At 73.0% G+C, this 26782-nt stretch carries 22 protein-coding genes; 16 read left to right on the forward strand and 6 right to left on the reverse strand.

Features of this window, described 5'->3' with window-relative positions; all coding sequences use genetic code 11:
• Nucleotides 1-382: 382 nt before the first annotated feature.
• A complete protein-coding gene (locus tag ACZ6JY_RS38015; RefSeq protein ID WP_469203700.1) occupies nt 383-1516 on the forward strand; it encodes an HAD family hydrolase in 1134 nt (377 codons plus the stop codon).
• A gap of 18 nt (nt 1517-1534) precedes the next feature.
• On the opposite strand, the gene ACZ6JY_RS38020 is transcribed toward ACZ6JY_RS38015, so the two are convergent.
• Nucleotides 1535-2473, reverse strand: coding sequence for an alpha/beta hydrolase family protein (locus ACZ6JY_RS38020; RefSeq protein WP_469203702.1), 939 nt, complete (start codon nt 2471-2473; stop codon nt 1535-1537).
• 488 nt (nt 2474-2961) lie between these two features.
• Nucleotides 2962-3258 (reverse strand): hypothetical protein, encoded by a 297-nt coding sequence (locus ACZ6JY_RS38025; RefSeq protein WP_469203704.1) that lies wholly within the window; start codon nt 3256-3258, stop codon nt 2962-2964.
• A 167-nt stretch (nt 3259-3425) separates the two neighbouring features.
• Here ACZ6JY_RS38025 and ACZ6JY_RS38030 point away from each other — a divergent pair, with 167 nt between their 5' ends.
• The 4 genes from ACZ6JY_RS38030 (at nt 3426) to ACZ6JY_RS38045 (ending at nt 7181) form a co-directional block, all read left to right on the forward strand.
• Nucleotides 3426-3794: an arsenate reductase family protein gene (locus ACZ6JY_RS38030; RefSeq protein WP_469203706.1), complete on the forward strand. Its 369-nt coding sequence runs from the start codon at nt 3426-3428 to the stop codon at nt 3792-3794.
• Between the two features lie 194 nt (nt 3795-3988).
• Nucleotides 3989-5026, forward strand: coding sequence for a glutamine synthetase (gene glnII, locus ACZ6JY_RS38035; protein WP_469203708.1), 1038 nt, complete (start codon nt 3989-3991; stop codon nt 5024-5026).
• A 477-nt stretch (nt 5027-5503) separates the two neighbouring features.
• Nucleotides 5504-6100 carry a winged helix-turn-helix domain-containing protein gene (locus ACZ6JY_RS38040; protein ID WP_469203710.1) on the forward strand — a complete coding sequence of 199 codons (597 nt, stop codon included), beginning with the start codon at nt 5504-5506 and terminating at the stop codon, nt 6098-6100.
• A 94-nt stretch (nt 6101-6194) separates the two neighbouring features.
• Entirely contained in the window at nt 6195-7181 is a 987-nt protein-coding gene (locus tag ACZ6JY_RS38045; RefSeq protein ID WP_469203712.1) for an NAD-dependent epimerase/dehydratase family protein, read from the forward strand.
• 61 nt (nt 7182-7242) lie between these two features.
• Here ACZ6JY_RS38045 and ACZ6JY_RS38050 read toward each other — a convergent pair whose 3' ends face one another.
• Nucleotides 7243-9432: an MMPL family transporter gene (locus tag ACZ6JY_RS38050; protein WP_469203714.1), complete on the reverse strand. Its 2190-nt coding sequence runs from the start codon at nt 9430-9432 to the stop codon at nt 7243-7245.
• 260 nt (nt 9433-9692) lie between these two features.
• On the opposite strand from ACZ6JY_RS38050, the gene ACZ6JY_RS38055 reads away from it, so the two are divergent.
• From ACZ6JY_RS38055 to ACZ6JY_RS38065, 3 genes are read left to right on the forward strand one after another with little or no spacing between them, the layout of a single operon-like run.
• Entirely contained in the window at nt 9693-10964 is a 1272-nt protein-coding gene (locus tag ACZ6JY_RS38055; protein ID WP_469203716.1) for a sensor histidine kinase, read from the forward strand.
• Nucleotides 10949-11599 carry a LuxR C-terminal-related transcriptional regulator gene (locus tag ACZ6JY_RS38060; RefSeq protein WP_469203718.1) on the forward strand — a complete coding sequence of 217 codons (651 nt, stop codon included), beginning with the start codon at nt 10949-10951 and terminating at the stop codon, nt 11597-11599. Before ACZ6JY_RS38055 ends, ACZ6JY_RS38060 begins: the two co-directional genes overlap by 16 nt.
• Before the next feature lie 55 nt (nt 11600-11654).
• Nucleotides 11655-13091: a DUF1996 domain-containing protein gene (locus tag ACZ6JY_RS38065; RefSeq protein WP_469203720.1), complete on the forward strand. Its 1437-nt coding sequence runs from the start codon at nt 11655-11657 to the stop codon at nt 13089-13091.
• Between the two features lie 16 nt (nt 13092-13107).
• Here the strand turns inward: ACZ6JY_RS38065 and ACZ6JY_RS38070 are convergent, their stop codons facing one another.
• Nucleotides 13108-13521 carry a hypothetical protein gene (locus ACZ6JY_RS38070; RefSeq protein ID WP_469203722.1) on the reverse strand — a complete coding sequence of 138 codons (414 nt, stop codon included), beginning with the start codon at nt 13519-13521 and terminating at the stop codon, nt 13108-13110.
• 111 nt (nt 13522-13632) lie between these two features.
• On the opposite strand from ACZ6JY_RS38070, the gene ACZ6JY_RS38075 reads away from it, so the two are divergent.
• From ACZ6JY_RS38075 to ACZ6JY_RS38100, 6 genes are all read left to right on the forward strand, one after another.
• A complete protein-coding gene (locus ACZ6JY_RS38075; RefSeq protein ID WP_469203723.1) occupies nt 13633-16752 on the forward strand; it encodes an alpha-N-acetylglucosaminidase in 3120 nt (1039 codons plus the stop codon).
• Between the two features lie 83 nt (nt 16753-16835).
• Nucleotides 16836-17339 (forward strand): tetratricopeptide repeat protein, encoded by a 504-nt coding sequence (locus tag ACZ6JY_RS38080; protein ID WP_469203725.1) that lies wholly within the window; start codon nt 16836-16838, stop codon nt 17337-17339.
• 57 nt (nt 17340-17396) lie between these two features.
• Nucleotides 17397-19307 (forward strand): hypothetical protein, encoded by a 1911-nt coding sequence (locus ACZ6JY_RS38085; protein ID WP_469203850.1) that lies wholly within the window; start codon nt 17397-17399, stop codon nt 19305-19307.
• A 46-nt stretch (nt 19308-19353) separates the two neighbouring features.
• On the forward strand, nt 19354-20283 hold the full coding sequence (locus ACZ6JY_RS38090; RefSeq protein ID WP_469203727.1) for a metal-dependent hydrolase: 930 nt from the start codon (nt 19354-19356) through the stop codon (nt 20281-20283).
• 1 nt (nt 20284) lies between these two features.
• Complete coding sequence (locus ACZ6JY_RS38095; protein WP_469203729.1) at nt 20285-21352, forward strand: PDR/VanB family oxidoreductase; 1068 nt, start codon at nt 20285-20287, stop codon at nt 21350-21352.
• A 56-nt stretch (nt 21353-21408) separates the two neighbouring features.
• Nucleotides 21409-22098, forward strand: a complete 690-nt coding sequence (locus ACZ6JY_RS38100) for a TetR/AcrR family transcriptional regulator (RefSeq protein ID WP_469203731.1) — start codon at nt 21409-21411, stop codon at nt 22096-22098.
• Between the two features lie 4 nt (nt 22099-22102).
• Here ACZ6JY_RS38100 and ACZ6JY_RS38105 read toward each other — a convergent pair whose 3' ends face one another.
• Nucleotides 22103-22450, reverse strand: a complete 348-nt coding sequence (locus ACZ6JY_RS38105) for a 5-carboxymethyl-2-hydroxymuconate Delta-isomerase (RefSeq protein ID WP_469203733.1) — start codon at nt 22448-22450, stop codon at nt 22103-22105.
• A 49-nt stretch (nt 22451-22499) separates the two neighbouring features.
• Between ACZ6JY_RS38105 and ACZ6JY_RS38110 the strand changes: the two genes are divergently transcribed.
• Nucleotides 22500-23015: a GNAT family N-acetyltransferase gene (locus ACZ6JY_RS38110; RefSeq protein ID WP_469203735.1), complete on the forward strand. Its 516-nt coding sequence runs from the start codon at nt 22500-22502 to the stop codon at nt 23013-23015.
• On the opposite strand, the gene ACZ6JY_RS38115 is transcribed toward ACZ6JY_RS38110, so the two are convergent.
• Complete coding sequence (locus ACZ6JY_RS38115; protein WP_469203737.1) at nt 23012-24679, reverse strand: SpoIIE family protein phosphatase; 1668 nt, start codon at nt 24677-24679, stop codon at nt 23012-23014. The genes ACZ6JY_RS38110 and ACZ6JY_RS38115 overlap by 4 nt on opposite strands.
• 384 nt (nt 24680-25063) lie before the next feature.
• Between ACZ6JY_RS38115 and ACZ6JY_RS38120 the strand changes: the two genes are divergently transcribed.
• Complete coding sequence (locus tag ACZ6JY_RS38120; protein ID WP_469203739.1) at nt 25064-26770, forward strand: glycoside hydrolase family 13 protein; 1707 nt, start codon at nt 25064-25066, stop codon at nt 26768-26770.
• Nucleotides 26771-26782 lie beyond the last annotated feature (12 nt).

Genomic DNA, 26782 nt, shown 5'->3' on the forward strand with positions numbered 1-26782 from the left:
GGGTTGCCCGCGCCGTTCCCCGCGCCCCTACCCGGGGCCTGGCCGGTTCGTTTTCTGCGGGTCGTGGGGGTTGCCCGCGCCGTTCCCCGCGCCCCTACCCGGGGCCTGGCCGGTTCGTTTTCTGCGGGTCGTGGGGGTTGCCCGCGCCGTTCCCCGCGCCCCTATCCGGGGCTGAGCGGTCCGTGGTCTCTGCGGGGCGTGGGGGGTGCTCGCGTCGTTCCCCGCGCCCCTTGGCCGGGCCCTGATACCCCGCGTGGGGCGGGGCACTCCCTCCATGGCTGGTGACTTCGATCATGGGGGTTTCGTGGGGGTGGGTCGTAGCATGGCGCGCCGCTCCGGATGGAGTCGTGCTTGGTCTCAGGGATGGCGGGTCGCGGGAAACATGGCTGTACGCGCAGGGAAGAAACTGGCCGCACTCGGAGTGGCGGGGGCGCTCGCCGGAGCTGTCGCCGCGGGCAGCGCGCTCTGGCCGGTCTCCGAGGCGGAGGCCGCGGGCACGTCCGCCAAAACCGCCGCAGGCGAGCTCTCGCACTGGCCGAAGCCCGTCGCGAAGAAGCTCGGCAAGGTCATCGCGGCCAACGACCACAAGGGCGCCTACGCGGTCTTCGACGCGGACAACACCACGTACCGCAACGACCTCGAGGAGTCACTGCTGCCCTTCCTGGAGATGAAGGGCCTGCTGACCCGCGAGACCATGGACCCGTCCCTCGAGGTCATCCCCTTCAAGGACACCGCCGGGCACAAGGAGAGCCTCTACAGCTACTACAACCGGCTCTGCGAGGTGGACGACCAGGTCTGCTACCCCTGGGCCGCGCAGATCTTCTCCGGCTTCACGCTGAAGGAGCTCAAGGGGTACGTCGACGAGCTCCTCGCCCGGAAGAAGCCGATCCCCGCCGAGTACTACGAGGACGGGAAGCCGACGAAGACCGAGGTGAAGCCGCCGGAGTTCTCCAGCGGCATGCGGCAGCTCCACAAGACGCTGCGCGCACACGGCATCGAGGTGTACGTCGTCAGCGCGGCCAGTGAGGACCTGGTGCGCATGGTCCTCGCCGACCCGAAGTACGGCTACGGCGTCAAGCCGCAGAACGTCATCGGCGTCGCCCTCCAGCTCAAGGACCGCGAGACCGGCGAGGTCACCAGCTCCCGCAAGGAGATCGCCGAGGGCCGCTTCGACGCGAAGGACCGCGCCGCACTCGCCGGGCGCGAGCTGACGCCGAACCTCTGGGCGCCGCTGACCTGGTACGAGGGCAAGCCCGCGGCCATCAACACGTACATCGACGAGTGGAAGAAGCCGATCCTCGTCGCGGGCGACACCCCGGTCAGCGACGGGCCGATGCTGTTCCACTCCGCGGACGTGGAGCACGGCGGCGTACGGGTGTGGGTCAACCGCAAGGACTCGTACATGGCGCAGCTCGACGGGATGAAGCGCAAGAACGCCGAGCGGCAGCGCGAGCTGGGCCAGAAGGTGACCGCCGACAAGCGGTGGCTGACCGTCACCCCTGAGCAGATCGGCTGACCGGCCTCCGGGCAGAGCTCAGGGGCGCTCCTCGGCCGTCGCCCACGCCGCGACCTGCTTGGCGAGCGCGCCGCCCGCCCTGGTCCAGGCGAAGTGGTCGAGGCGGCCGCCCGCCTCCTGCGCGGTGTAGTGGCGCCGGGTGAGCCGGGCCCCGGGGACCTTGCCGAGCAGGTGGTCGAGGGCGGTGGCGGGGGCGAGGGTGTCGTGCTCCACGGAGACGGCCAGTACGGGCAGTTCGAGGGCGGCGAGGGCCGCTTCGTAGTCGAGCGTGGAGCCCTTGGGGGCGTACCGGCCGGTGCGGCCCTGCCGCGCCCAGTCCCGCATGACGCCCTTGGGCTGGTCGCCACCGAAGCCGAGCCGGGAGCCCGGCCAGCGGCCGAGCAGCGTCGACACCCCGGCGATCGTCAGCTCGCCGAGGAGGAGTCCGGGGCCGCGCAGTGGTCCGTACGCGCGGAAATAGACGGAACCCGAGGCCACGAGGGCCACGCCGGCCACCCGGGGTCCGCGGCCCGAAGCGGCGTACAGCAGGGCGAGTTGTCCGCCCAGGCTGTGGCCGAGGAGGTACAGGGGCGGCTCGGGGCCCAGTTCGGCGCGGACCGCGGCGAGGACGGCGGGCAGGTCCTCCTCGACGAGGTCGCGGTAGCCGTGGCCGAGCGCGTCGGGGTCGGTGACGAGCGGCGTCGCCTCGCCCTGGCCGCGCAGGTCGGCGGTGAGCACCGTCAGGCCCTCGTCGTGCAGTTGGCGCGCGAAGCGGCGGTAGAAGCGGGCTGGGGTGCCCATGGCGGGCAGGATCAGCACCGCGGGGGCCGGGGGCGGTCCCGGTGCCGGTGCGGAGCCGGAGGGCAGGAAGCGGTCCGGCTCGGGGGTGCGCAGGGCTCGCACCGGGACGCGGGCGCCGTCCGGCAGCTCTGCGGTCGTCAGGAGCGGCGGTTCGCCGGCAGCTTCCCCGTGGGTCATGGCCCCAGCATGACCCATCACGCACCCAACCACCCGGCTCCACACGGCAAACCCCCGCCCACACCCACGAGAACGTCCGGAACACGCGGGTTCACGTGCAATTCACGTGGGACGGCGGGAGGTTGGGGACGCTCACGGGCCCGCGTGCGCTTCGCGGCGGGACCACGTGCAAGTTCGCGGCGGGCCCGCGTCCGGTTCACGGCACACCCGCATGCGCGCTGCAAGCACACCCGCATGCGCGCTGCACTGCAGATCCGCATGCGCTGCACGGCGGTTCCGCGCGCGGTTCGCTCAAGTCCGCACGCGGCGGTTCACGCAGATCCGCACGCGCTTCACGCACGGCCGCCCCGCACACGCGGTCCCGCACACGGCCCGCCGCACCCCCCGTCTCGTATACAGCCCGCCCGCAGGCGATAAGCGTGAGGCGCGGGGGGCAACTCCCCCCGCGCCCACCACGCTTGCTCAGCGGACGCGCTCAGCGCACGCGCTCAGCGGCTGTACCGCATCAGCGCCCGCACCATGTGGCAGGTGATGTCGGACGGCGGGTGGATGCCGACGTCCTCCGCCATGCGCCGGATCGTGCTGTTCTTCGCCTGGTTCGGCAGATAGACGCCCGAGTCGAGCAGCGCTATCGCGAGGCGCATGGCCTTGAGGCGGCGGTTGTGGTTGACGTACCACTCGCGGGGGCGGCCGGCGGGCAGCGCCCTCTTGTGGAGTGGTGCGTACGGCAGGTCGATGAGGACGGGTTGGGATACGGACTTCGTCGTCAGTGCGGCAGCGGGCACGGGCATCCTCCTGTCGCGATCAGGGCCCCCCGTCGGCGCCCTCGAACACTACTGTGATTCTACCGCCACCCACTGACAATCATCCCTGGCCAGGCGGGTTTTGACGTATTCGAACAGAGGCGTGCCCGAGGCCCTGGGGCGGGTGTTTCGCGGGTAGCGTGTGCGGCATGGAAATCTGGATCAACCCCGCCTGTTCGAAGTGCCGCAGCGCCCTGAGTGTCCTGGACGCGGAGGGTGCCGACTACACCGTGCGCCGCTACCTCGACGACGTGCCGACCGAGGACGAGATCCGCGCCGTCCTCGACCGGCTCGGGCTCGAACCCTGGGACATCACGCGGACGCAGGAGCAGGCCGCCAAGGACCTCGGTCTCGCGGACCGCGAGGCCTGGCCGCGTGACGCCTCGGCCCGCGACCGCTGGATCACCGCGCTCGCCACGCACCCGAAGCTGATCCAGCGCCCCATCATCACGGCGGACGACGGCACGGCGGTCGTGGCCCGCAGCGAGGAGGCGGTGCGGGACGCGCTGTCCCGCTGAGCGCCGGGCTCCCCATCCAACGGCCGGGCGGCGTGGCACGGCGTGAGCCCGGACACACTTCCCCCAGGTAACACGGGGTTCACATGAGGGCAACGGTCGGGAAATCGCCGGTTGCCACTCTGCTGGGCATCACCACGGCACCGCGGCACCCGCACGTTCTGCGCCGTACCGAGCGTTATGAGGATGAGGCCCCCGTGACCTTCAAGGCTGAGTACATCTGGATCGACGGCACCGCGCCGACCGCCAAGCTCCGTTCCAAGACGAAGATCCTGGCGGACGAGGCGAAGGGCGCCGAGCTGCCGCTCTGGGGCTTCGACGGTTCCAGCACGAACCAGGCCAAGGGCCACGCCTCGGACCGCGTGCTCAAGCCGGTCTTCACCTGCCCGGACCCGATCCGCGGCGGCGGCAGCACGGGCGACGTCCTCGTCCTGTGCGAGGTTCTCAACACGGACATGACGCCGCACGAGTCCAACACCCGCGCCGAGCTCGCCGAGGTCGAGGCCCGCTTCGCCGCGCAGGAGCCGATCTTCGGCATCGAGCAGGAGTACACCTTCTTCGAGGGCGACCGCCCGCTCGGCTTCCCCGTCGGCGGCTTCCCCGCCGCGCAGGGCGGCTACTACTGCGGCGTCGGCTCCGACGAGATCTTCGGCCGTGACGTCGTCGAGGCCCACCTGGAGAACTGTCTGAAGGCCGGCCTCGGCATCTCCGGCATCAACGCCGAGGTCATGCCGGGCCAGTGGGAGTTCCAGGTCGGCCCGCTCGCCCCGCTGGAGGTCTCCGACCAGCTGTGGATCGCCCGCTGGCTGCTCTACCGCACCGCCGAGGACTTCAAGGTCTCCGCGACGCTCGACCCCAAGCCGGTGAAGGGCGACTGGAACGGCGCGGGCGCGCACACCAACTTCTCCACCAAGGCGATGCGCGAGGGCTACGCGCCGATCATCACCGCCTGCGAGTCCCTCGGTGAGGGCTCCAAGCCGCTGGACCACGTCAAGAACTACGGCGCGGGCATCGACGACCGGCTGACCGGCCTGCACGAGACCGCGCCCTGGGACGAGTACAAGTACGGCGTCTCCGACCGCGGCGCCTCGGTCCGCATCCCGTGGCAGGTCGAGGTGGAGCAGAAGGGCTACATCGAGGACCGCCGCCCGAACGCGAACGTCGACCCGTACGTCGTGACGCGCCTGCTCGTCGACACCTGCTGCACCGCCCTGGAGAAGGCCGGTCAGGTCTGATCCCCAGGTGTCATCCGGGCTCGTGTGACCACGCGTCGACGAAGGCGCCCGCCGGTCCGACCGGCGGGTGCCTTCGTCGTTCCCGGCCGTCCGGAGAAGCGGTGTCCGGTGGTCCGAGAGGGGCCGTTTTCGGTCAGGGAGCGTCCGGCGGCCGTTCCGGTGGGTGAGAGGGCGGTACCGGTGCACCTCCCATCTGCTTCAATGGACGGCATGGGCAGCCACCGGAACACCGCGACGGGTCGTCACGACCTGGAGCCTTTCTGGCCCTCCCGGCAGCACCACGACTTCGACCGGGTGTGTTGCCGCGCGATGAACGCGCGGGCCCTCTAAAGCCGTTGCCGCACTGAATCCACCGCACTGCGCCGAATTCATCGCAGTGCGCTGATTCCCGCCGCACTCGGCCTTCGCCTGACGCGCACGACGACGTACGTCTCGTTCTCGACGACTCCCTCTTCGCGCGAAAGAGCTGACCTCACCATGGCGAACTCCCGTTCCTTCCCCGCTTCCGCCCCCGCCTCCGCCCCCGCCGGCGCTCCCCTGCCGCCCGGCCGGGCCCGGCTGCGGGCCGTCGACCCCGACGAGTCCCTCGCGGGCGTCCGCATCCCCGACCTGCTGCCGCCGGGCGCCACCTGGCTGCCCGCGCCGCAGCACGCCCTGCCGACGCTGCCGGGCCGGCCGCCGATGGTCGGCTATCTGCTCCTCGTACCCGCGGGGCAGGAGCAGGCCCAGGAGTCCGGCGCCCCGGAGGCCGTACTGCCCGGGCCCGGCGCTGCGCTCTCGTCGGGGCCCGTCACGGTCGACGCCGTGCGGCGTGCCGCCGAGGTGGACGGGCGGCCGCTCGACCTCACGTATCTGGAGTTCGAGCTCCTCGCCCACCTCGTGGCGCACCCCCACCGGGTGCACACCCGCGACCAGTTGGTGACCACGGTGTGGGGGTACGGCCACGTGGGCGACGGCCGTACCGTGGACGTCCACGTCGCGCGGCTGCGGCGCAAGCTCGGCGCCGAGCACCGCAGGACGATCCAGACGGTACGGCGGGTCGGCTACAAGTACGTGCCACCGGCGCCCCGCTGACCTGCGGCGTCACCGGAGTCGGTCACCGGAGTCCGTGCTCTGCTTCGAGCAGAACCTGTTCCGCCGGCACGGGTCGGCGGTGCAGAGTCGCCCCATGAGACTTCTGATGCTTGGCGGTACGGAGTTCGTGGGGCGCGCGGTCACCGAGGCGGCGCTCGCCCGGGGCTGGGAGGTGACCGTCTTCCACCGCGGCCACCACGCCGCGCCCGAGGGGGTGCGGGCCGTCCACGGCGACCGCACGGCCGAGGACGGCCTCACGGGGCTCGCCGACGGCGAGTGGGACGTGGTGGTCGACACCTGGTCGGCGGCGCCCCGCGTGGTGCGCGCCTCGGCCCGGCTGCTCGCGGGGCGGGCCAAGAGCTACGTCTATGTGTCCAGCGGCTCCGTGTACCGCTACCCGGGCGCGGCCGGCTCCGACGAGGACTACCCCGTGGTGGACGGCGACCCCGACGCGGAGGCCACCGCCTACGCGGAGGACAAGCGCGGCGGTGAGCTGGCCGCCGTCGCGGAGTTCGGCGCCGAGCGGACGGTGCTCGCCAGGGCCGGCCTGATCCTCGGCCCGTACGAGAACATCGGGCGGCTGCCGTGGTGGCTGAACCGGGTCGCGCGCGGCGGCCCCGTGCTGGCCCCCGGGCCCCGGGACTCCCACATCCAGTACGTCGATGTGCGGGACCTCGCCGAGTGGGTCCTCGACGCGGGCGCGGGCGGGCTGAGCGGGCCGTACAACCTGATCAGCCCGCTGGGCCGGTTCACCATGGGCGAGCTGCTCGAAGCGTGCGTCGCGGTGGCGGGCCCGGATGCCTCGCTGCGGTGGACGGCGCCCGACGTGGTGCTCGACGCGGGCATCGAGCAGTGGACGGAGCTGCCGGTGTGGCTGGCGCCCGGTGAACTGCACGACACGATGCACCAGACGTCGTCGGAGAAGGCGATCCTCGCGGGGCTGAGGGCCCGGCCCGTCGAGGAGACGGTGCGGGACACCTGGGAGTGGCTGCGGTCCATCGGCGGCACCCCGCCGCAGCGGCCCGACCGGCCGGTCCTCGGGCTCGCCCCGGAGAAGGAGGCGAAGGTCCTCGGGCTGTAGGCGCGTGAGAACGCCGTCCCCCCGACGCGGTGCGCGTCGGGGGGACGGTCCGTGTGCGGCGTCAGCGCGAGGCGTACGCGTCCGCCGGGTGGCGCGAGGGCTCCGCGGCCGGGACCTCCTCGCTGTGCGAGATTTGGGGAAGCCAGGAGAGCCAGCGGGGGGTGTGCCAGTTGCGCTCGCCGAGGAGTGTCATCACGGACGGCAGCAGGATCATGCGGACCACCGTGGCGTCGAGCAGGACCGCGACGCCGAGGCCCACGCCCATCTGCTGCATGTCCTGCATGGACAGCGTGCCGAAGACCGCGAAGACCGCCACCATGATCACGGCCGCGCCCGTCACCGCGCCCGCGGTGCGTGTGATGCCCTCGCGGATCGCCGCCCGGTTGTCCAGGCCGCGGTCGCGGGACTCGCGGATGCGGGAGACGACGAACACGTGGTAGTCCATCGACAGGCCGAAGAGGACGACGAGGACGAAGAGCGGCATCCAGTTCTCGATCGCGCCGACCTTCTCCGAGCCGATCAGCTCCGCGCCCCAGCCGTGCTGGAAGACCGCGGTCATGACGCCGTAGGCGGCGCCCACGGACAGCAGGTTGAGGGCGATCGACGTCACGGCGATGACCACCGAGCGGAAGCTGAAGAGCATCAGCAGGAACGTCACCGCGGCGATGAAGGCGAAGACGGGCACGATGCCCTTGCTGAGCTGGTCGCTGAAGTCCTCGGAGGAGGCCAGGTCACCGCCGACGTACGCCTCGACGCCCTGTCCCGCCAGGCCGTCGAAGACCGCCGGGACCGTTTCGTCGCGCAGCTCGCCCAGGGCCTTCTTGGCCTCGGCGTCCGTGCCGTCGCCCGGCAGCGGCACCGCGATCTCGGCGACGTCCGCCGCCTTGTGGACGGTGAGTTCGGCGCCGTCGCCCGCCTTCCCGGTCAGGGCGGAGAGGGCGGACCGCACCGGCGCCGCCGTGATGTCGTCCGCCTCGACGACCACGCGGGCCGGGGCAGGGCCGCCGGGGAACTCGGCGGTGATCTTCTTGTACGCGATGGAGAGCGGGGCGTCCGAGCCGAACTGCTTCTCCAGGCCGAGCTGTTCGGTCTTCATGCCGAGCGCGGGCGCCGCCAGTGCCAGGAGCAGCACGGCCGAGCCGACCGCGAAGAGCTTCGGCCGAGCCAGGACCGGCCCGAGAACCTTGCCGGCGAAGGCGCCGCCGGCGTGCGCGCCCTTCTTGGAGCGGCGGTTGAGGAACGGGATGCGGCCCGCGTCGATCCGGTCGCCGAGCCACGCGAGGAGCGCGGGCAGGACCGTCACGGAGCCGATCATCGCCACGCACACCACCAGGATCGTGGCGACGGCGAAGCCCTTGAAGAGCAGCAGACCGGAGAGGAACATGCCGGCCATCGCGACCATCACCGTAAGGCCCGAGACCAGGACGGCGCGCCCGCTGGTGGCGGCGGCGATCCGCAGCGCGGTCTCCGCGTCACGCCCCGCGGCCCGCTCGTCCCGCTCGCGGCGCAGGTAGAACAGGCAGTAGTCGACGCCGACCGCCAGGCCCATCAGGAACATCACGGAGTACGTGGTCTCGAAGAGGTGGAGCTGGTGGCTGGCGAGGGAGAGCAGTCCGAACGCCCCCAGGCACGCCGTGAGCGCGAGGCCCACGGGCAGGAGGGCCGCGACCACGGCGCCGAAGGCGACGAGCAGGATGCCGAGGGCGAGCGGCACCGCGGTGAACTCGGCCCTCGTCAGGTCGTCAGCGAGCAGGTCGGACAGGTGCTTCTCGGAGCTGGCGTCGCCGAACTGGTACACCGAGATGCCGTCCGCGGCCTTCTCCCGCGCCTCGTCGACCGTGTCGAGCACCGGCTGGACGCGGTCGCCCGCCTCGTCCGACGGGCCCTTGATCTCGAAGCGGAGCAGCGCTTCCCTGCCGTCCTTCGAGGGCAGCGGCGCCTGGACGCCGCTGACCTCGCCGGTCGCGGTCAGCGCCTTCGACAGGTCGGCCGCGGCGTCGCGCCAGCCGCCGGCCGTGCGGGCGCCGACCATGACGAGTTCACCGGCGGGCTCGTCGATGCCCGCGTCCTTGAGGATCTTCTCGGCGCGGCCCGAGTCGCCGACCCCCATCTCGTCGTCGGTGGCGGTCACCATGCCGGAGGCCCCGCCGATGACCGTGGCGAGCACCACGAAGACCAGCCAGCCGATGATGGCCGTCTTGCGGTGGTGTGCGCTCCACACCCCGAGTCGTGCCGCGAAGTTCCGCCTCATGGCGTCCCGCCCCCATCGATCGTCCTGCGTGAATAAGCGTTGGATAAGACGTGTCCCACGCTAGGAACCGCGGCCTTCGCGGCCCAGCCGACGAGCCCCCCTCTCCCCGAGGCACAGGGCGACTCCGGGGGGTGTCGTCAGGTACACCCCCGCTCGGGTGGAGGGGCCAATGACCTGCCTGTGCCGTACGGGTGAGACTGTCTCCGTGCCCGGCGCATGACGCGGCGGGCAGCACGGTGTTCACGAGGGGGACGATGACCATGACGAGGATCAAGGACGCAGTGATCGCGGGGGCACAGGGGCTCTACCTGGCGATCGTCGCGTGGGTGGGCGCGACCGTCCTCTTCGTGTTCGCGGTCGTCTCGATCACGCTCATCGTCATCGGGGTCGGCGTCTTCACCACGCCGGTCGTCCTCGCGGGCCTGCGCGCGTACGCCGACGCGCATCGAACCCGGTCAGCCGCCTGGTCGGGGGTGACCATCCCGCGCCCGTACCGCGTCCACCCCACGGCCCCGCGTCCCGGTCTCGCCGGGCAGGTGGAGCGCTGCACGCGCCTGCTGAAGGACCCGGCGACCTGGCGGGACCTGGAGTGGCTGCTCGTGCACATGACCGCGGGCCCGACCGTCGCGATCATCGCCCCGGCCCTGTTGCTCTACATGATCTACGGCTGGGTCCTCGCCCTCGGCGTGTGGAAGCCGATCTACTCCGCGGGCGGCGGCGAGTGGTTCGCCTTCATCCACGTCACCTCGCAGTCCACCGCCAACCAGGCGGCCGCGCTCGGCGTGGGCTTCTTCCTCCTCGGCGTCCTGGTCAACCCCGGCCTGATCCGCACCCACTTCCGCCTGTCCCGCGCGTTCCTCGCGCCCACCCCTGCCATGCGGGAGCGGCTGCTCGCCATGCGCGTCGACCGGCTGACCGAGACCCGGCACGACGCCGTGGACAACTCCGCGGCCGAGCTGCGCCGCATCGAGCGCGACCTGCACGACGGGGCGCAGGCCCGCCTGGTCGCCATGGGCATGGACCTCGGCACCATCGAGGCGCTGATCGAGACGGACCCCGCGAAGGCCAAGCAACTGCTCGCCAAGGCCCGGCAGAACTCCGGCGAGGCGCTGACGGAGCTGCGTGACCTGGTCCGCGGCATTCACCCGCCGGTCCTCGCCGAGCGCGGCCTCGGGGACGCCGTGAAGGCCCTCGCGCTGCGGCTTCCGCTGGCCACGGAGGTCACGGTGGAGCTGACGAGGCGGGTCGAGGCCCCGGTGGAGTCGGCAGCGTACTTCGCGGTGAGCGAGGCCCTGACGAACGCGATCAAGCACTCGGGCGCCGACCGCGTCTGGGTCGACATGCACTACGGCGACGGCATGCTGCGCATCGCGGTCACCGACGACGGCAAGGGCGGCGCCCTCCTCGGGGCGGGCTCCGGGCTTGCCGGGATCGAACGGCGGCTCGGTACATTCGACGGCGTACTGGCCGTCAGCAGTCCCGCGGGCGGCCCGACCATGGTGACCATGGAGATCCCTTGCGAGTTGTCCTAGCCGAAGACCTCTTCCTGCTGCGTGACGGCCTGGTGCGGATGCTGGAGGCGTTCGACTTCGAGGTCGTGGCGGCCGTGGAGAGCGGGCCCGAACTGACCAGGGCCCTCGCGGAGTTGCGTCCTGACGTCGCCGTCGTCGACGTCAGGCTTCCGCCGTCCCACACGGACGAGGGCCTTCAGTGCGCGCTCGCCGCCCGCAGGGCGAGGCCGGGCCTGCCGGTCCTCGTCCTCTCCCAGCACGTGGAGCAGCTCTACGCGCGCGAGCTCCTGGCCGACGGCACCGGCGGCGTCGGCTACCTCCTGAAGGACCGGGTGTTCGACGCCGCCCAGTTCATCGACGCCGTACGCAGGGTCGCGGCGGGCGGCACCGCGATGGACCCGCAGGTGATCCAGCAGCTCCTCTCCCGCCGCTCCGCCGACCAGCCGCTCGGCGCGCTCACCCCGCGCGAGCGCGAGGTCCTCGAACTGATGGCGCAGGGGCGGTCGAACGCGGCGATCGCGTCGCAGCTCGTCGTCACGGAGCGGGCGATCGCCAAGCACACGTCGAACATCTTCGGGAAGCTGGGCCTGCCGGTCTCCGACGACGACAACCGGCGGGTGCTCGCCGTCATCGCGTATCTGGACCAGGGCCGCTGAGCCCCTTGTGGCAGGGGCGCTGAACACGTCGGGCCGCTGATGCGTATGTAGCCCCATGGGACGCACCTCACGAAAACGATCGAAGCTGGCGCGGCGCATGGTCGCCGCGTCCGCGGCTCTGGTCATGGGCGGTGGCGGTCTGATCGCCGTCAACGTCTACGCGAACGCCGAAGACGGCGTCGATCAGCCTCCCGGGCAGAGCGCCGACGCCAGTGCCGGGCAGCGGATGTCGACCATCGACTGTCCGGACGTGGGCAATCAACTGCGGGAGGTTCCCCGAGAAGCGCGCGGCGAGGTCGACGGCAGGCTCGCCGAGCTCGACAGCCAGATCACCCGCGCCTACGAGCGGTTCACCGAGGCCGAGGACAAGGAGTCCGTGCTGCCTCCGCTGGAGGAGCAGCGGCGCGGCACGATCGGCGAGATCGAGGACGCCGTGGACCGGGCGGGCGCCGCCCGGCCCGACGACCTCGGCGGCATGGCACCCTGCACCCTGCGCGCCTCCGGCCAGGAGCGCGGCCAAGGCCAGGACGACGACCAGGGCCAGGGGCAGGGGCAGGGGCAGGACGGCGGCCAGGACGACGGCCAGGACCAAGGCCAGAACGGCAACGGCCCCGTCGCCGCCGACTTCGTGGACATCGAGTCCGTCAGGCCCAACGTCCAGCGCCCCCGCAACCAGCGCGGCGCCTCCCGAGGGACCTTCACCACGGACTGCGGCCGCAACGAGAACGGCAAGTTCAACCCCGACAACGTCATCGCGGCGCCCGGCGTGAGCAACGGCGCCCACCACATGCACGACTACGTGGGCAACCAGGCCACGGACGCCTTCTCCGGCGACGACGAGCTGGCGGGCGGCGAGACCACCTGCCGCAACCAGGGCGACAAGTCGACGTACTACTGGCCCGTCCTGCGGCTCCAGAACGGCCAGGACGAGGACGACGCCCAGGCGGACGGCGGCGGCAAGGACCAGAACGTGGGCGAGATCCAGACACCGTCCGCCGTCACGCTGAAGTTCGCCGGGAATCCGCGGGGCAAGGTCGTCGCGATGCCGCGCTTCCTGCGGATCATCACCGGTGACGCCAAGGCGTTCACCAACGGCGACGCCAACGCCAACGCGTCCTGGAGCTGCACCGGCTTCGAGAACCGGCAGCTCAAGGACAAGTACCCGATCTGCCCCGAGGGCAGCAAGGTCGTGCGGACGTTCAACTTCCAGAGCTGCTGGGACGGGCGGAACACCGACAGCGCCAACCACCGCACCCACGTCGCCTTCGCCGACCGGCGGACCGGCGCCTGCCCGCAGGGCTTCCGCGCCATCCCGCAGCTCGTGCAGCGCGTCGTGTACGACGTGCCGCCGGGGCCCGGCTTCGCCGTCGACTCCTTCCCCGAGCAGCTGCACAAGCCCGTCACCGACCACGGCGACTTCATCAACGTCTTCGACGAACGCCTGATGAAGCGCGTCGCGCGGTGCGTCAACTCCGGCAAGCGCTGCACCTGACCCCCGGGCCCGCCCTTCACCCCGTGCGGTGACCGTGGTGGCCCCCGCCGTGCTCACCCGCGGCGTCCACCACGGTCCCGCCGAGCCGGTCGCGCAGCGCCGAGATGTCCTGGGCGCCGCCGACCGCGACCCAGCTTCCGCCGACGAGGTACGTACCCCCGTAGTCGTTCGCCCCGTCGAGCCATTCGGCCTGGCCACGGGCGTTTGTAAAGGTTACGAGGATGTAGCGCCGGGCACCGTTCTCACAGGTGGCCTGGCGCAGTTCGGCCGCGTCCGTCTGGATGTCGGGCCGGCATTTCGCCCTGGCCGCCAGCTGCTCAAGGCTGCCGCTCGCCGTGCTCGGTGTGCCGTCACCCCCCGAGCCGCAGCCAGCCACTCCCAGCAGCACTCCCGCCGCCAGGCCCGAAAGCGCGCTCCGCGCTGCCCTCATCGTCCCACCAGCCCCTTCCGGCGAGCCGAACCCGCCATGTTCTGACGCACCGTTGAGCGCGGGACGCCTCCCGGATACCGTGCGCCGCAGCCTTCACCCCAGGGGGTACACATGTCCGAACCGTCCCGTCGTTCCGTGCTCGGCACCGCCGGTGCCCTCGGCCTCGGCGCCGCCGTCGGCGGAGTACCGCTGCCGGCGCACGCCGCCGAGGGGCCCGCGAGGGCCTCCGCCTTCGATACGGATTCCGCGCGCTCGGCGCTCAACAGACTCCTGCCCCGACACGCGGAGCAGTTCCGGCTCAGACTTCTCCCCGCGCACGGCCGGGAGGACCGCTTCCGGGTCACCGGGTCCACCGGGCGGATCGAGGTGTCGGGCACGACGCCCGCGGTGCTCCTGACCGGCGTCCACTGGTATCTGAAGTACGTGTGCGGGGCCCACATCAGTTGGAACGGCAGCCAGTTGGACCTGCCGCGAAGACTCCCCGCCCCGGGCAGACCGCTGGAGAGATCCACCTCCCTCCCCCACCGGTTCGCCCTGAACGACACCAACGACGGGTACACCGCCCCGTACGCCGACTGGGCGTACTGGGAGCGGATGATCGACGTACTGGCCCTGCACGGCTGCAACGAAGTCCTGGTGATCGCGGGCGCGGAGGCCGTCTACCACCGGGTCCTCAAGGAGTTCGGCTACTCCGACGCGGAGGCCAGGGCCTGGCTGCCCGCGCCCTCGCACCAGCCGTGGTGGCTGCTCCAGAACCTCTCCGGTTACGGCGGGCCGCTGTCGGAGCGGCTCATCGCGGACCGCACCGAGCTGGGGCGGCGCATCACCCGCAGGCTCCGGGAGCTGGGCATCGCGCCCGTGCTCCCCGGCTACTACGGGCACGTGCCGGACGGCTTCGTCGCGCGCAACGGCGGGGACGCGCGGGTCGTGCCGCAGGGCACCTGGCACGGCTTCGCGCGCCCCGACTGGCTCGACCCGCGCACCACGGCCTTCGCCGAGGTCGCCGCCTCCTTCTACGCTCACCAGGAACGCCTCTTCGGCCCCGCCGACCTCTTCAAGATGGACCTGCTGCACGAGGGCGGCACCGCCGGTGACGTGCCGGTGCCCGCCGCCGCCAAGGGCGTGGAGAAGGCGCTGCGCGCGGCACGGCCGGGCGCGACCTGGGTGATCCTCGGGTGGGAGGCCAACCCGCTGCCGGAGCTGCTGAACGCGGTCGACAAGAAGCGCATGCTGATCGTGGACGGCGTCTCCGACCGGTACGCGAAGGAGCCGGACCGGGAGAAGGACTGGGGCGGCACGCCGTACGCCTTCGGCACCATCCCCAACTTCGGCGGGCGCACGACCATCGGCGCCCGCGCGCACCTCTGGAACGAGCGGTTCTTCGCCTGGCGCGACAAGCAGGGCAGTGCCCTCGTGGGCACCGCGTTCATGCCCGAGGCCACCGACCGCGACCCGGCCGCCTTCGAGCTCTTCTCCGAGCTGGCCTGGGTCGAGGGGCCGCCGGACCGCGCCGCGTGGTTCTCCTCGTACGCCGACTTCCGGTACGGCGGGCGCGACCGGGACGCACGGGCCGCCTGGCGGGCGCTGAACGAGACCGCCTACCGGCACACCGCCGTGGAGCGCAGCGATCCGCACGACTCCCTCTTCGCCGCCCGCCCCGATCTGGCGGCGGCCCGCGCCGCCGAGTACGCGCCGCGCGCCCTGACCTACGACCCGGCCCGCTTCGACGCCGCGCTCACCGGGCTGCTCGGCGTGGCGGGCGCACTGCGCGGCAGCGGCGCCTACCGGAACGACCTGGTCGACGTGGCCCGCCAGGCCCTCGCGCACCGCAGCCGCCAACTCCTGCCGCAGCTCCGGGCCGCGTACGAGCGGAAGGACCAGGAGACGTTCCGCGCCCTGTCGACGCTGTGGCTGCGGCTGATGCGGCTCTCGGACGAGGTCACGGGGACCGCCCAGGCCTTCCTGCTCGGTCCCTGGGTGGCGGCGGCCCGGCGGATGGGGACCAGCGGGGCCGAGCGGGCGGAGTTCGAGCGGACCGCGAAGGTGCTGATCACCACCTGGGGCGACCGCGCCACGGCCGACGCGGGGCGGCTGCACGAGTACGGCAACCGCGACTGGCACGGCCTGACCGGCGACTTCTACGTGCCCCGCTGGCAGCGGTGGCTCGACGAGCTGGGCGACGCCCTCGCGGCCGGACGTGAGCCGAAGGCCGTGGACTGGTACGCCGTGGAGGAGCCCTGGACGCGGGAGCGCAAGGACTATCCCCTGCGGCCCGTCGGCGATCCGCACCGCACCGCGGCCCGGGTCCGCGACGTCCTCGCGCGAGCGCCCTACCAGGGGTCCGTGGAGGTCACCGCCGAGCCGCCGGCCTTCCCGCCGGGCGGCCACGCGCGCGTGCGGGCCACCTTCCGCAACGTCAACGGCCTGCGGGCGACCGGCCGCGTCGACTTCGCGTTGACCGGCATCGAGGCGGAGCCCACGGGGCCCGTGTCGCTGCCACGGGTCGAGCCCGCGGGGGCGGGACGGGTCGAGTGGCGGGCGAGCACACCGGACACACCCCTGGACCGTCCGCTGCGGCCCCTGCCCTACGAGATCGCGGTGCGGTACGGGCCGCGGGGCGAGCGCCGGGTGCGCTCGGTCCACGAGGGGACGCTGTACGAGGCCGGTCCGGTGGGCGGCGCGTGGGCCAGGTACAGCAACAACGCGGCCGTCTTCGGCGAGTGGGACGGGCGGTACGGGATCAACGGCGGCGGCGCCGACCTGTGGAAGGGGACGACGGAGTTCGGCACGCTGTACCGCGAGGGTGCCCTGAAGGACGGGGTCTCGGTGGTGGTGCGCGTCGACTCCCAGGACGCCACCGGGCCCTGGGCGCGGGCGGGCCTCATCGCCCGCAACTCCCTTCCCACGCCCGGCTCCAAGGGGTTCGTCGACCTCGCCGTCACCCCGGCGAACGGCGTCGTGCTCTCGTACGACACCAACGGCGACGGCACGGTGGACACGTACAAGCGCCTCACCGGGATCAAGGCGCCGGTGCTGCTCCGCCTGACGCGGAACGGGGGGTCGGTCACCGGGGCGTGCTCCACGGACGGCGGACAGACGTGGCGTGACGTGGCGACGGTGGCCCTGACGGGGGCGGAGGCCGCGCTGGACGTGGGGTTCTTCATGAGCGCCACGAACGGCGGCGACGGCGGGCGCGGCACGGTGGAGTTCAGCGGCTGGCGCCTGGCGTAGCGGGTGGTCGCTGCCGCGGGGCGGCCCGCCCGCCCCGCGGAAAACCACGGCGCCCACGGGCACGCGTGTGCGAAGGTGTGGCCGTGGACAACGACTGGGAGAAGCGGCTCGGCGAGGCCTGGGCCTCGATCGACGCCTACGGCGAGGACGGCGCGGCACGGTTCCGCGCACGGATCGACGAACTGGTCGCGGAGCTGCCGGACGGCGACCCCGTCGGCGTCTTCGAGCGGGCCGGCGCCTGGGACTCCACCGGACACTCCGACCGTGCCGTGCCGCTCTACGAAGAGGCACTCGCGGGCGGCCTCGGCGGCTACCGCAGGCGCCGCACCCTCATCCAGCTCTCCAGCTCCCTGCGGAACACCGGCAGGGCCGAAGAGGCCGTAGCGCTCCTGACGCCCGAGCTGGACGCGCCGTCCGACGAGTTGGACGACGCCGTGCGCGCCGTCCTGGCCCTGTGCCTGTCGAGTCTCGGCCGCGACCGCGAGGGCCTCTCCCTCGTCCTCGGCGCTCTCGCGCCCCATCTGCCGCGCTACCAGCGGTCGATGGGGAATTACGCGCGTCTCCTCGTGGAGCCGGAGCGGCCCTGAGCCGCGTAGAGGTGACCAACCGACGATTCGCTCGTTCTGCTGAACGTGTCGTCTGATGTGCAGTCCCAGAAGCCGAAGTCCCCGTCCGCCGGCGACCCCGCTCCCGTCGTCGACATGGAGCAGGCCGAGGCGGCCCTCGTCGAGCACTATCCACGGCTCGTCCGGCTCGCCTATCTGGTGCTGCCACCCGGCCTCGGCCGCAACCGCCGGGTCCTGACCGCCCACGCCCTCACCCAGCGCGCCCTGCCGCGCGGCCGCGGGCCGGGCCAGGCGGTCGTCATCCCGTCCCAGCAGGGCGGAGCGCGCCGCCCCGACGCGGGGTACGCGTACGTCCGCCTCCAGGTGCTGCGCGGCGCGCTCGACGCCGGTCTTCCCCTGAAGCGCCTGGCGTGGCCGAAGCGGGCGCAGTTCCCCCCGCTGCTGCCGCAGGTGCGGGGCCTCCAGCTGTTCCCGCGCTCCGGCGGCGCCGACGAACTCGCCCTGGACCAGCGGCTCGCCGCGCTCTCGGCCGCCGCCCGCGCCGCCTACGTCCTGCGGGGCCTGGAGTCGCTCGACGACGCCGGGGTGCGCGCGACGCTCACCGCCGCCGGGTGCCAGGACCCCGATGACGCCATCGAGGAGGCCGACGAGGTCGAGGGGCGCCGAGCCCTGCTCGCCTCCCCCGAGTTCGACCCCTGCTCCCTGCAGGCGCGGCCGACCGACCTGATGCGGCGCAGGCAGCACATGAAGGCGGCGGGCGTCGCGGTGGCCGCCGCCCTGGTCTGCGGTGCGCTGCTCGGCATGCCGGGCGGCGGCTGGGGCCCCGACGGCGCCGCCGCTCCCCCGTACGCGCGCAACCCGGCGGGGCAGGCGGCGCTCGACCCGGACCGGCTCACGCTGGCCGCCGCGGGGGCGTGGAAACGTTCCGCCCGCGAGGACTTCTCCGCCTGGCCCGCGCGCGGCGGCCTCACGAAGGACAAGGCGCTGCTGCGCCGCGCGCTCGCCGTCTGGGCGCGGCCCGGCGAGTCCGTGCAGGTCTCCGCCACCCCGGGCACCGCGAGCGGGGCACCCCCCGGCCCCGCCCAGCTCCTCTACGCCGGTGAGGTCGACGCGGCGCGCGTCGTGCTGTTCTACGACGGTCTGCGCATCGTGCGGTACGCCGAGCCGAAGGAGGGCACGGGCGGCGCCGCCCTCGACTTCGCGCGCGTGGACGGCGCGACCGGGGCCGAGGCGAACGCCGTCGTCGTCAACCGCACCGACGGCAACATCCGCTACTTGACGGCCCCCTGGGTCACCTCCGTCTCGGTCAGCGACCTGCTGAAGCCGGACGGGCGGCCCCTCGCCCTTGAGCGCGACAAGGACGGCGTCACCGCCGCCTTCGCGGGGCCTCCGTCGAGCGGCCGGTGCACCTCGTGGAACGCGCTGCGGCTGCGCGAGGCCTCCGGCACCGTGCGCACGTCCACCGACCTCGGCGAGCTGACCCCCGCCCGGCTGACGGCGGGCCGCCCCGGGGCGCCGCGCGAGGCCACGCCCGCCGACTGGGCCAAGTCCGCGTGCTCCCTGGCCTCGGTCCGCTCCAACGGCGTGCGGTCGGTGAACTCCTGGCAGTACGCCCGCCAGGCGCTCCCCGAGGCCAACGGCGTCGCCCAGTGGGTCTGCACCCGCGCCGACACCTGGCGGGGCGCGGGCAGCAGGACGCTCGCCCAGTTCCAGACGGACCAGGCGGCCGCGGCCGCGGTGGCCGCCAAGGCCGAGGACTCCCTGGCCTGCGGCGCCAGGGACGCCAAGGTCCTCGCGGGCGTCCTGTGGAAGTCGCAGGCGGGGAACTGGTACCTCCTCGGCGCGGGCAGCAAGAACGTCACCTCTGTCGCCGCGACCGGCGGCAGCCGCGCGCAGGGCAACCTCCTGGCGGCCAGGACCGAGCGCGGCACGCAGGCGCGCCTGACCGGCACCCTGGCCGACGGCACGAAGGTGACGACGCTTCGATAGGCGATCACCCCTGTACCGCCCGCGCACCCATCAGTACATTGACGCCATGTCTAATAAGCAGGGCCGGGTGCCCGGGCCCGTCACGTCCGAGCGCATACCGCTCAAGGCACGCAACGTCTCCTTCTCCTGGGAGAACACCCCGCTGCACTGGCTGCCGGGCGACCCGTTCGCCACGCACACCATCAACGTCCTGCACCTGCTGCTGCCCGCCGGTGAGCGCTGGTTCGTGCACGTCTACAAGCAGGTCCTGCCGTACATACGGGACGAGCGGCTGCGCGAGGACGTCATCGGATTCATCGGCCAGGAGGCGATGCACTCTCAGGCACACGACGAGGTCCTGCCGCACCTCAAGGAGCTGGGGCTCGACCCGACGCCGTACACCGCGCAGGTCGACTGGCTCTTCGAGAAGCTGCTCGGCGACCGCACGCTGCCGCCGGGCAGGCCGCGCGAGTGGTGGCTCATGGAGCGCGTCGCGATCATCGCCGCCATCGAGCACTACACCGCCTTCCTCGGCGACTGGGTGCTCAACGCCGACGAGCTGGACCGCAGGGGCGCCGACCCGACCATGCTGGACCTGCTGCGCTGGCACGGCGCCGAGGAGGTCGAGCACCGCTCCGTCGCCTTCGACCTGTTCATGCACGTCGACGGCGGCTACCGGCGGCGGGCACGGACCTGGGCGACGGCGTTCACCGCCCTGGTCTTCCTCTGGCAGCGCGGCGCGCGGTTCTTCATGGAGAACGACCCCACGCTCGTCGACGGCAAGGCGGGCTTCAGGGACTTCCACCGCAGCGGGCGGGCCGGCACCCTGCCCTCCACCGGCGCCATGCTCCGCTCCATCCCCCGCTATCTGAGCCGCGATTACCACCCCTCCCGGGACGGCAGCACCGAGCAGGCCGTGGCCTATCTCGCCGCGTCGCCCGCCGCCACCGCCGCCGAGAAGGCCGCCGCGGGCGCACAGCCGAACGGAGCCGTCTGACATGCCGCGCGTTTCCACCCTCGCCCTGACCGCGGGCGTCGCCCTGCTCGCGCGGCGGGCCGTGCGGCGCCGCATCGCGGCCTCGCCGCTCTGGCCGCTGCCCGCCCTGGAGGAGCCCGTGTCGGGGCGGCCGCGCTCCCGGGCGCTGCGGCTGCGGGTGGCACGGCACGAGAAGGCGGCCGAGGGTGTCATCCGGCTGCGCCTGACGGGCGAGGGGCTTCCGCCGTGGGAGCCGGGCGCCCACCTGGACCTCGTCCTGCCCTCGGGGCTCGTTCGGCAGTACTCGCTCTGCGGAGACCCGGCCGACTCCACCTCGTACACCGTCGCGATCCGCCTCATCGAGGCCGGGCAGGGCGGCAGGGGCGGCTCGCGCGAGGTGCACGAGCGGCTGCGCGAGGGCGTGGAGGTGGAGGTGCGGGGGCCGCGCAACCGCTTCCCGCTCGCCGACGCGCCCTCGTACGTCTTCGTCGCCGGGGGCATCGGGATCACGCCGGTCCTGCCGATGCTGCGGGCCGTGGAGGCGGCGGGGGCCGACTGGCGGCTGCTGTACGGAGGGCGTTCGCGGGCCTCGATGCCGTTCCTGGCGGAGGTCGAGAAGCTCGGCGGTCCGGCGGGACGGGTCACGGTCGTCGCCGAGGACGAGGACGGGCGGCCGGATCTCGCCGCCTTCCTGACCGGCACCCCCGAGGGCACCGCCGTCCACGTCTGCGGGCCCGAGGCCCTGATGGACGCGGTCGGCGCCGCCGTGCCCGAGGGGTGTTCGCTGCACCTGGAGCGGTTCTCGCCGCGTGCCGCGGCCGGGGGCGACCACGCCTTCGAGGTCGAACTGCGCCGCAGCGGGCGCACGGTGACCGTGGCCGCGGACAGCACGGTGCTCGCGGCGGTCCGCGCGGAGCTGCCGGACACCCCGTACTCCTGCGGGCAGGGCTTCTGCGGAACGTGCCAACAGCGGGTCCTTGAGGGAGAGACGGACCACCGCGACGAGCTGCTCACCGACGCCGAGCGGTCGGGTTCGATGCTCATCTGCGTCTCGCGCGCACGGGGTGAGCGGCTCGTGCTCGACCTGTGAACACCCTGCCGGACCGGCCCGGCGGAAAGGCTTGTTTCGCTCGGTAAGGTGTTCGTATGACTACCGGGGTGCGCCGCAGGATGGGTGTCGAGGAGCGGCGGCAGCAGTTGATCGGGGTCGCGCTCGACCTCTTCAGCCACCGCTCGCCCGACGACGTCTCCATCGACGAGATAGCGTCGGCCGCGGGCATCTCGCGGCCGCTGGTCTACCACTACTTCCCCGGCAAACTCAGCCTCTACGAAGCGGCCTTGCGCCGGGCGGCCGACGACCTGGCCGAGCGGTTCGTGGAGCCGCACGAGGGGCCGCTCGGGGCGCGGCTGCGGCGGGTGACGGGCCGCTACCTGTCCTTCGTCGACGAGCACGGGCCCGGCTTCTCCGCGCTGATGCGGGGCGGCCCGGCCGTCGGCTCCTCGACGACGAACGCCCTGATCGACTCCGTGCGGCAGGCCGCGTACGTCCAGATCCTCACGCACCTTGAGGTAACCGACCCGCCCGCCAGGCTCGAACTCGTCGTGCGGTCCTGGATCTCGCTCGCCGAGTCCACGGCGCTGATCTGGCTGGAGGGGCGCCGCATCCCGCGCGCGGAGCTGGAACTCCAGCTCGTGCACGACTTCGCCGCCCTCGCCGCGGTCAGCGCCGCGTACGACGAGGAGATGGCGGGGCTGCTCCGCACCATCCTGGCCAAGGAGCCCGGCGACGGCCCGTTCGCCGACCTGATCGGCCGCCTGGCCGCGCTGGCGCCGTAGACCCCTACTTCCGGTAGGAGGCGTCCAGGTCGCGGATCTCCGCCGAGGCGTGCAGGGTGCGGCCTTCGGCGGGCTTCACGTACTGCCGTACGAGATCCAGCGCGCCCTGGGTGACCCGCGCCTTGGTCTCGTCCGAACGGCCCGGCAGCAGCGCCACCATGACGTGGACGATGCCGTCGTCCCCCGCGCCGTGGCCGACCACGCCGTCCTCGGTCCGCACGAAGCGGGTCTTGCAGGCCTCCGCCCTGGCACCCGCGACGTCGACGAGCAGCGGGTGCAGGGCGAGCGCGAAGCCCCTGCGGTCGAAGTCGTCGCCGAGCCGGCCGGAGTAGTCGACGGTGATCTGCGGCATGGCCATCCCTCATCGTTCCGATGTTTCGCACACCTTTACGGTGATCGCCATGACGGCGCAACTGACGTTCCGCAGTGCGGACGAGAGCGACACGGCCACCCTCACCGGTCTCTACGACGGCGCGGCCCGCTGGATGCTGGAGCGCGGCATCGAACAGTGGAAGCCGGGCGACAAGGACGAGCGGCACTTCCGGCGGCTGATCTCCTCCGGCACCGAGGAGGTGTGGCTGGCCCTCGAAGGCGGCGAGGCCAGTGGCGCGTACGAGGTGTGGTGGGACGACGAGGCGGCGTGGGGGCCCCAGCCGCCCGTGGCGGGCTATGTGCACCGCCTGATGGTGCGGCGCGGGGCGCGCCCGGGGACGGGCCGGACGATGCTGGCGGCGGCCGAGCGGCGGATCGCCGAGGCGGGGCGCACGCTGTGCCGCCTCGACTGCGTCACGTCCAGCCCCCGCCTGCGGACGTACTACGAGGCGGCCGGGTACGCGGTCGTCGGGGAACTGCCGGGCAAGGTCGCCGCCGACGGCAGCACGTACGGCGTGCTGTTGCTGGAGAAACCGCTCGGTTAGGAGGTGCCGCCCGTCAGGCGCAGGGCGAGCAGGGCGATGTCGTCGTCGCTGTCGTGGGCGAAGCAGGCGAGCAGGGTGTCGCAGAGGGCGGCGACGCCGAGGGGCGCGTCGGCCGCGACGGCGCGCAGATGCTCCATGGACACGGCGAGGTCGGTGCCGCGGGTCTCGATGAGACCGTCGGTGACCATGAGGAGCCGGTCGGTGGGACGCAGCACCGTCTCGGTGGGCGGCGGCCGGTCCAGGCCGAGGCCGAGCAGCGGGCCGTTGGCCTTGAGGAACAGGGCGGTGCCCGCGTCGTCGACGACGAGCGGCGGGATGTGCCCGGCGTTGGCGACCTGGGTGCGTCCGGTGGCGGGGTCGACGAGCGCCAGGCAGAGGGTGGTCGTGGCGTCGGGGTGGTAGCGCTGGAGCATCTTGTCGAGGCGGTACGCGAGGGTCCGCGGATCGGACTCGTCGACGCAGTAGGCGCGCAGCGCGTGCCGTATCTCCACCATGACGGTGGCCGCCTCCAGGGAGTGGCCGACCACGTCGCCGATGGCGGTGAGCACTCCCGCCGACGTGGGCAGCGCGGCGTAGAAGTCGCCGCCGATCTCGGTGTCGCTGGACGCCGGTTCGTACCGCACGACGACTTCCGTGCCGGGGGCCTGCGGCACGTGCGTGGGCAGGAAGCTGCGCTGGAGGGTGAGGGCGATGTGCCGTTCCATCTCGTACATGAGCAGCCGTTCGGCGGCGAGGGCGGTGGCGTGGGCGAGCCGCCCCACGAGCCGGTCGGCCCCCGGCTCGCCGGCGGACGCGTACGAGGGCGCGTACGAGGCGACGGCGAGGCACACCGGCGCGCAGCCCTCGCGGCTGCGGGCCACGGTGAGCCGGGCGCCGTCGGCGCGGTCGGTGCTGTCGGCACGGTCGGTGCTGTCGGGCGGCGGTGCCGGGAAGAAGCCGGGCGGCCAGAGCGGGGCGGGCACGACGGTGCTGCGGACGCCCACGCGCCCCGACATGGTGCGCAGGATCAGGCGTGCCACGGCGTCGTGCGCACCGTCGTCGGGCAGTGAGGCGGCCGCCCTGCGGCGGGACAGACCCCGGTGGACGGCGCCGTCGTCAGCGACGATGAACGCCACGGCGGGGCTGCCGGTGAGCCGTCCTGTGCCGACGGCCGCCGCGTGGGCGAGCTCGCTCGGGGAGCGGGCCGACTGCACGTCGAAGATGGTCTCGGCGAGGAGCGTCAGGTGCCCCGCCTCGGCCTCGGCGTCACTGCGGTGCCGGGCCCCGCGAGCGACGGCCCGGACCACGGCCTGGATCTCCTCCGGCTCGGCGGGCACCGTCAGATAGGCCTCGCCGCCCGCGTCGAGGCCGAGGCACCGGTCGGCGGGGGCGACCCTGGCGGCCGAGAAGTGCACGACGGGCAGGGCGGCGGTCGGCGGGGACTCCTTCAGGCGGCGGCAGAGGTCGAAGCCGCTCATGTCGGGCAGGCCCACGTCGACGAGCGCCACGTCGGGCAGGGCGCCGGCGCGCCGGCGCACGTCGAGTTCGACGAGCGCCTCGCCCGCGCTGGCGACGAGCACGACGTCGTGGCCGTCCCTGCGCAGGACCGCGCCCAGCGCGTATCGACTGGCGGCGACGTCGTCGACCACCAGGACAGTGGTGTCTGCCTTGCCGTTGGCGTTCACAAGGCCCCTTTGGGGCAGGTCGGGGCAGGCTCCCGGCGAGCCTGCCCGACCAAGCTAGCGCGACGGCGGCGGCTCCCGGGGGCAGACGGCCCTGGTCCGACCGGGAACGGTGAAGATCCCGCAACTCGTCCCGGTCCGCGTGACCTCGGCGATAGGATCTCCACCCCCCCTCTTCCGCCTGCCGCAACCCGTGCTTCCCGTGGCCGCCCGCGGCGGACGGCCGGCACGGCCCGGCGCTCCCGCGCACCGCGCTGCGGCCTCGGCGCCGGCGGCCGTTCCGCGCGGCCGGGGCGGCGGGCCCTCGTGACCTTCGCGTGACGCCGGGCGTTCACTGGAGTGTCCGGACCGCCGGCCGGCGGCACCACCGCACTCCCGAGGGGCTCCATGACCCAGCACGTCACCGCCGCGCACTCCTTCACCGACTCCGCGCCCACCCGCGAGTGGTGGCGGGACGCGGTCATCTACCAGGTCTATCCGCGCAGCTTCGCCGACGGCGACGGTGACGGCATGGGCGATCTGCCCGGCGTCACGGCCCGCCTGCACCACCTGAGCGACCTGGGCGTGGACGCCGTCTGGCTCTCCCCCTTCTACGCCTCGCCGCAGGCCGACGCCGGATACGACGTGGCGGACTACCGTGCCGTCGACCCGGTGTTCGGCACCCTCGCCGACACCGAGGCCCTCCTGCGCGAGGCGCACTCCCTGGGTCTGCGCGTCATCTTCGACCTGGTGCCCAACCACTGCTCCGACCAGCACGAATGGTTCAAGCAGGCGCTGCGCGAAGGCCCCGGGTCGCCGCTGCGGGACCGCTTCCACTTCCGCCCCGGCAAGGGCACGGACGGCGAACTGCCGCCCAACGACTGGGAGTCCGTCTTCGGCGGGCCCGCCTGGACCCGGGTGGAGGACGGCGCGTGGTACCTCCACCTCTTCGCCCCCGAGCAGCCCGACTTCAACTGGGACCACCCCGCCGTCCACGACGAGTTCCGCTCCATCCTGCGGTTCTGGCTGGACAAGGGCGTCGACGGCTTCCGCATCGACGTGGCGCACGGCCTGGTGAAGGCGGCCGGGCTGCCCGACATCGGCCACGCGGAACAGGTCGAGCTGCTCGGCAGCCAGTCCGTGCCGTACTTCGACCAGGACGGCGTGCACGCCGTCTACCGCGACTGGCGCCGCATCCTCGACGAGTACACGGGCGAGGAGGGCTCCGAGCGCATCGCCGTGGCGGAGGCGTGGACGCCCACGGTGGAGCGCAGCGCCCTGTACCTGCGCCCCGACGAGCTGCACCAGGCCTTCAACTTCGAGTACCTGACCACCGGCTGGGACGCCGCGGCCCTGCGCGCCGTCGTCGACCGCTCCCTCGCCGCGATGAACTCCGTGGGCGCGCCCGCCACCTGGGTGCTCTCCAACCACGACGTCGTACGTCACTCGACGCGCTTCGGGGGCGGCGATCCGGCCCGCGGTCTGCGCCGGGCGAGGGCCGCCACGATGCTGATGCTGGCGCTGCCCGGCTCCGCGTACATCTACCAGGGCGAGGAGCTGGGTCTGCCCGAGGTGACCGAGCTGCCCGACGAGGTGCGCCAGGACCCGGCGTTCTTCCGTACCGCCGGGCAGGGGGGCACGCGGGACGGCTGCCGGGTGCCGCTGCCCTGGTCCGGCGAGCGCCCGCCGTTCGGCTTCGGCCCGGCCGACGGCGGCCCGAGCTGGCTGCCGCAGCCGCAGTCCTGGCGGGGCCTGTCGGTGGCCGCGCAGACCGGTGACCCGACGTCGACCCTGGAGTTCTACCGCGCGGCGCTGGCCGTCCGGCGTGCGCACCCGGCGCTCGGCGCGGGCCGCGGCATCGAGTGGCTGCCCTCCCCCGAGGGCGTGCTCGCCTTCCGCCGCACCTCCGCGGCCGGTTCGTTCGTCTGCACGGTGAACCTCACCGCGTCCCCCGTCGCGCTGCCCACCCCGGGCACGGTGCTGCTCGACGGCACGAACTTCGGACCGGGCACGGCTCTCGAACCGGGCACGGCTCTCGAAGCGGGCCCGGCTCTCGAAGCGGGCCCGGACGAGACCGTTCTTCCGGCGGATTCCGCCGTCTGGTGGGCGATCTGAGGCGCGACCGGT

This window comes from Streptomyces sp. NPDC046335, from assembly GCF_055587985.1.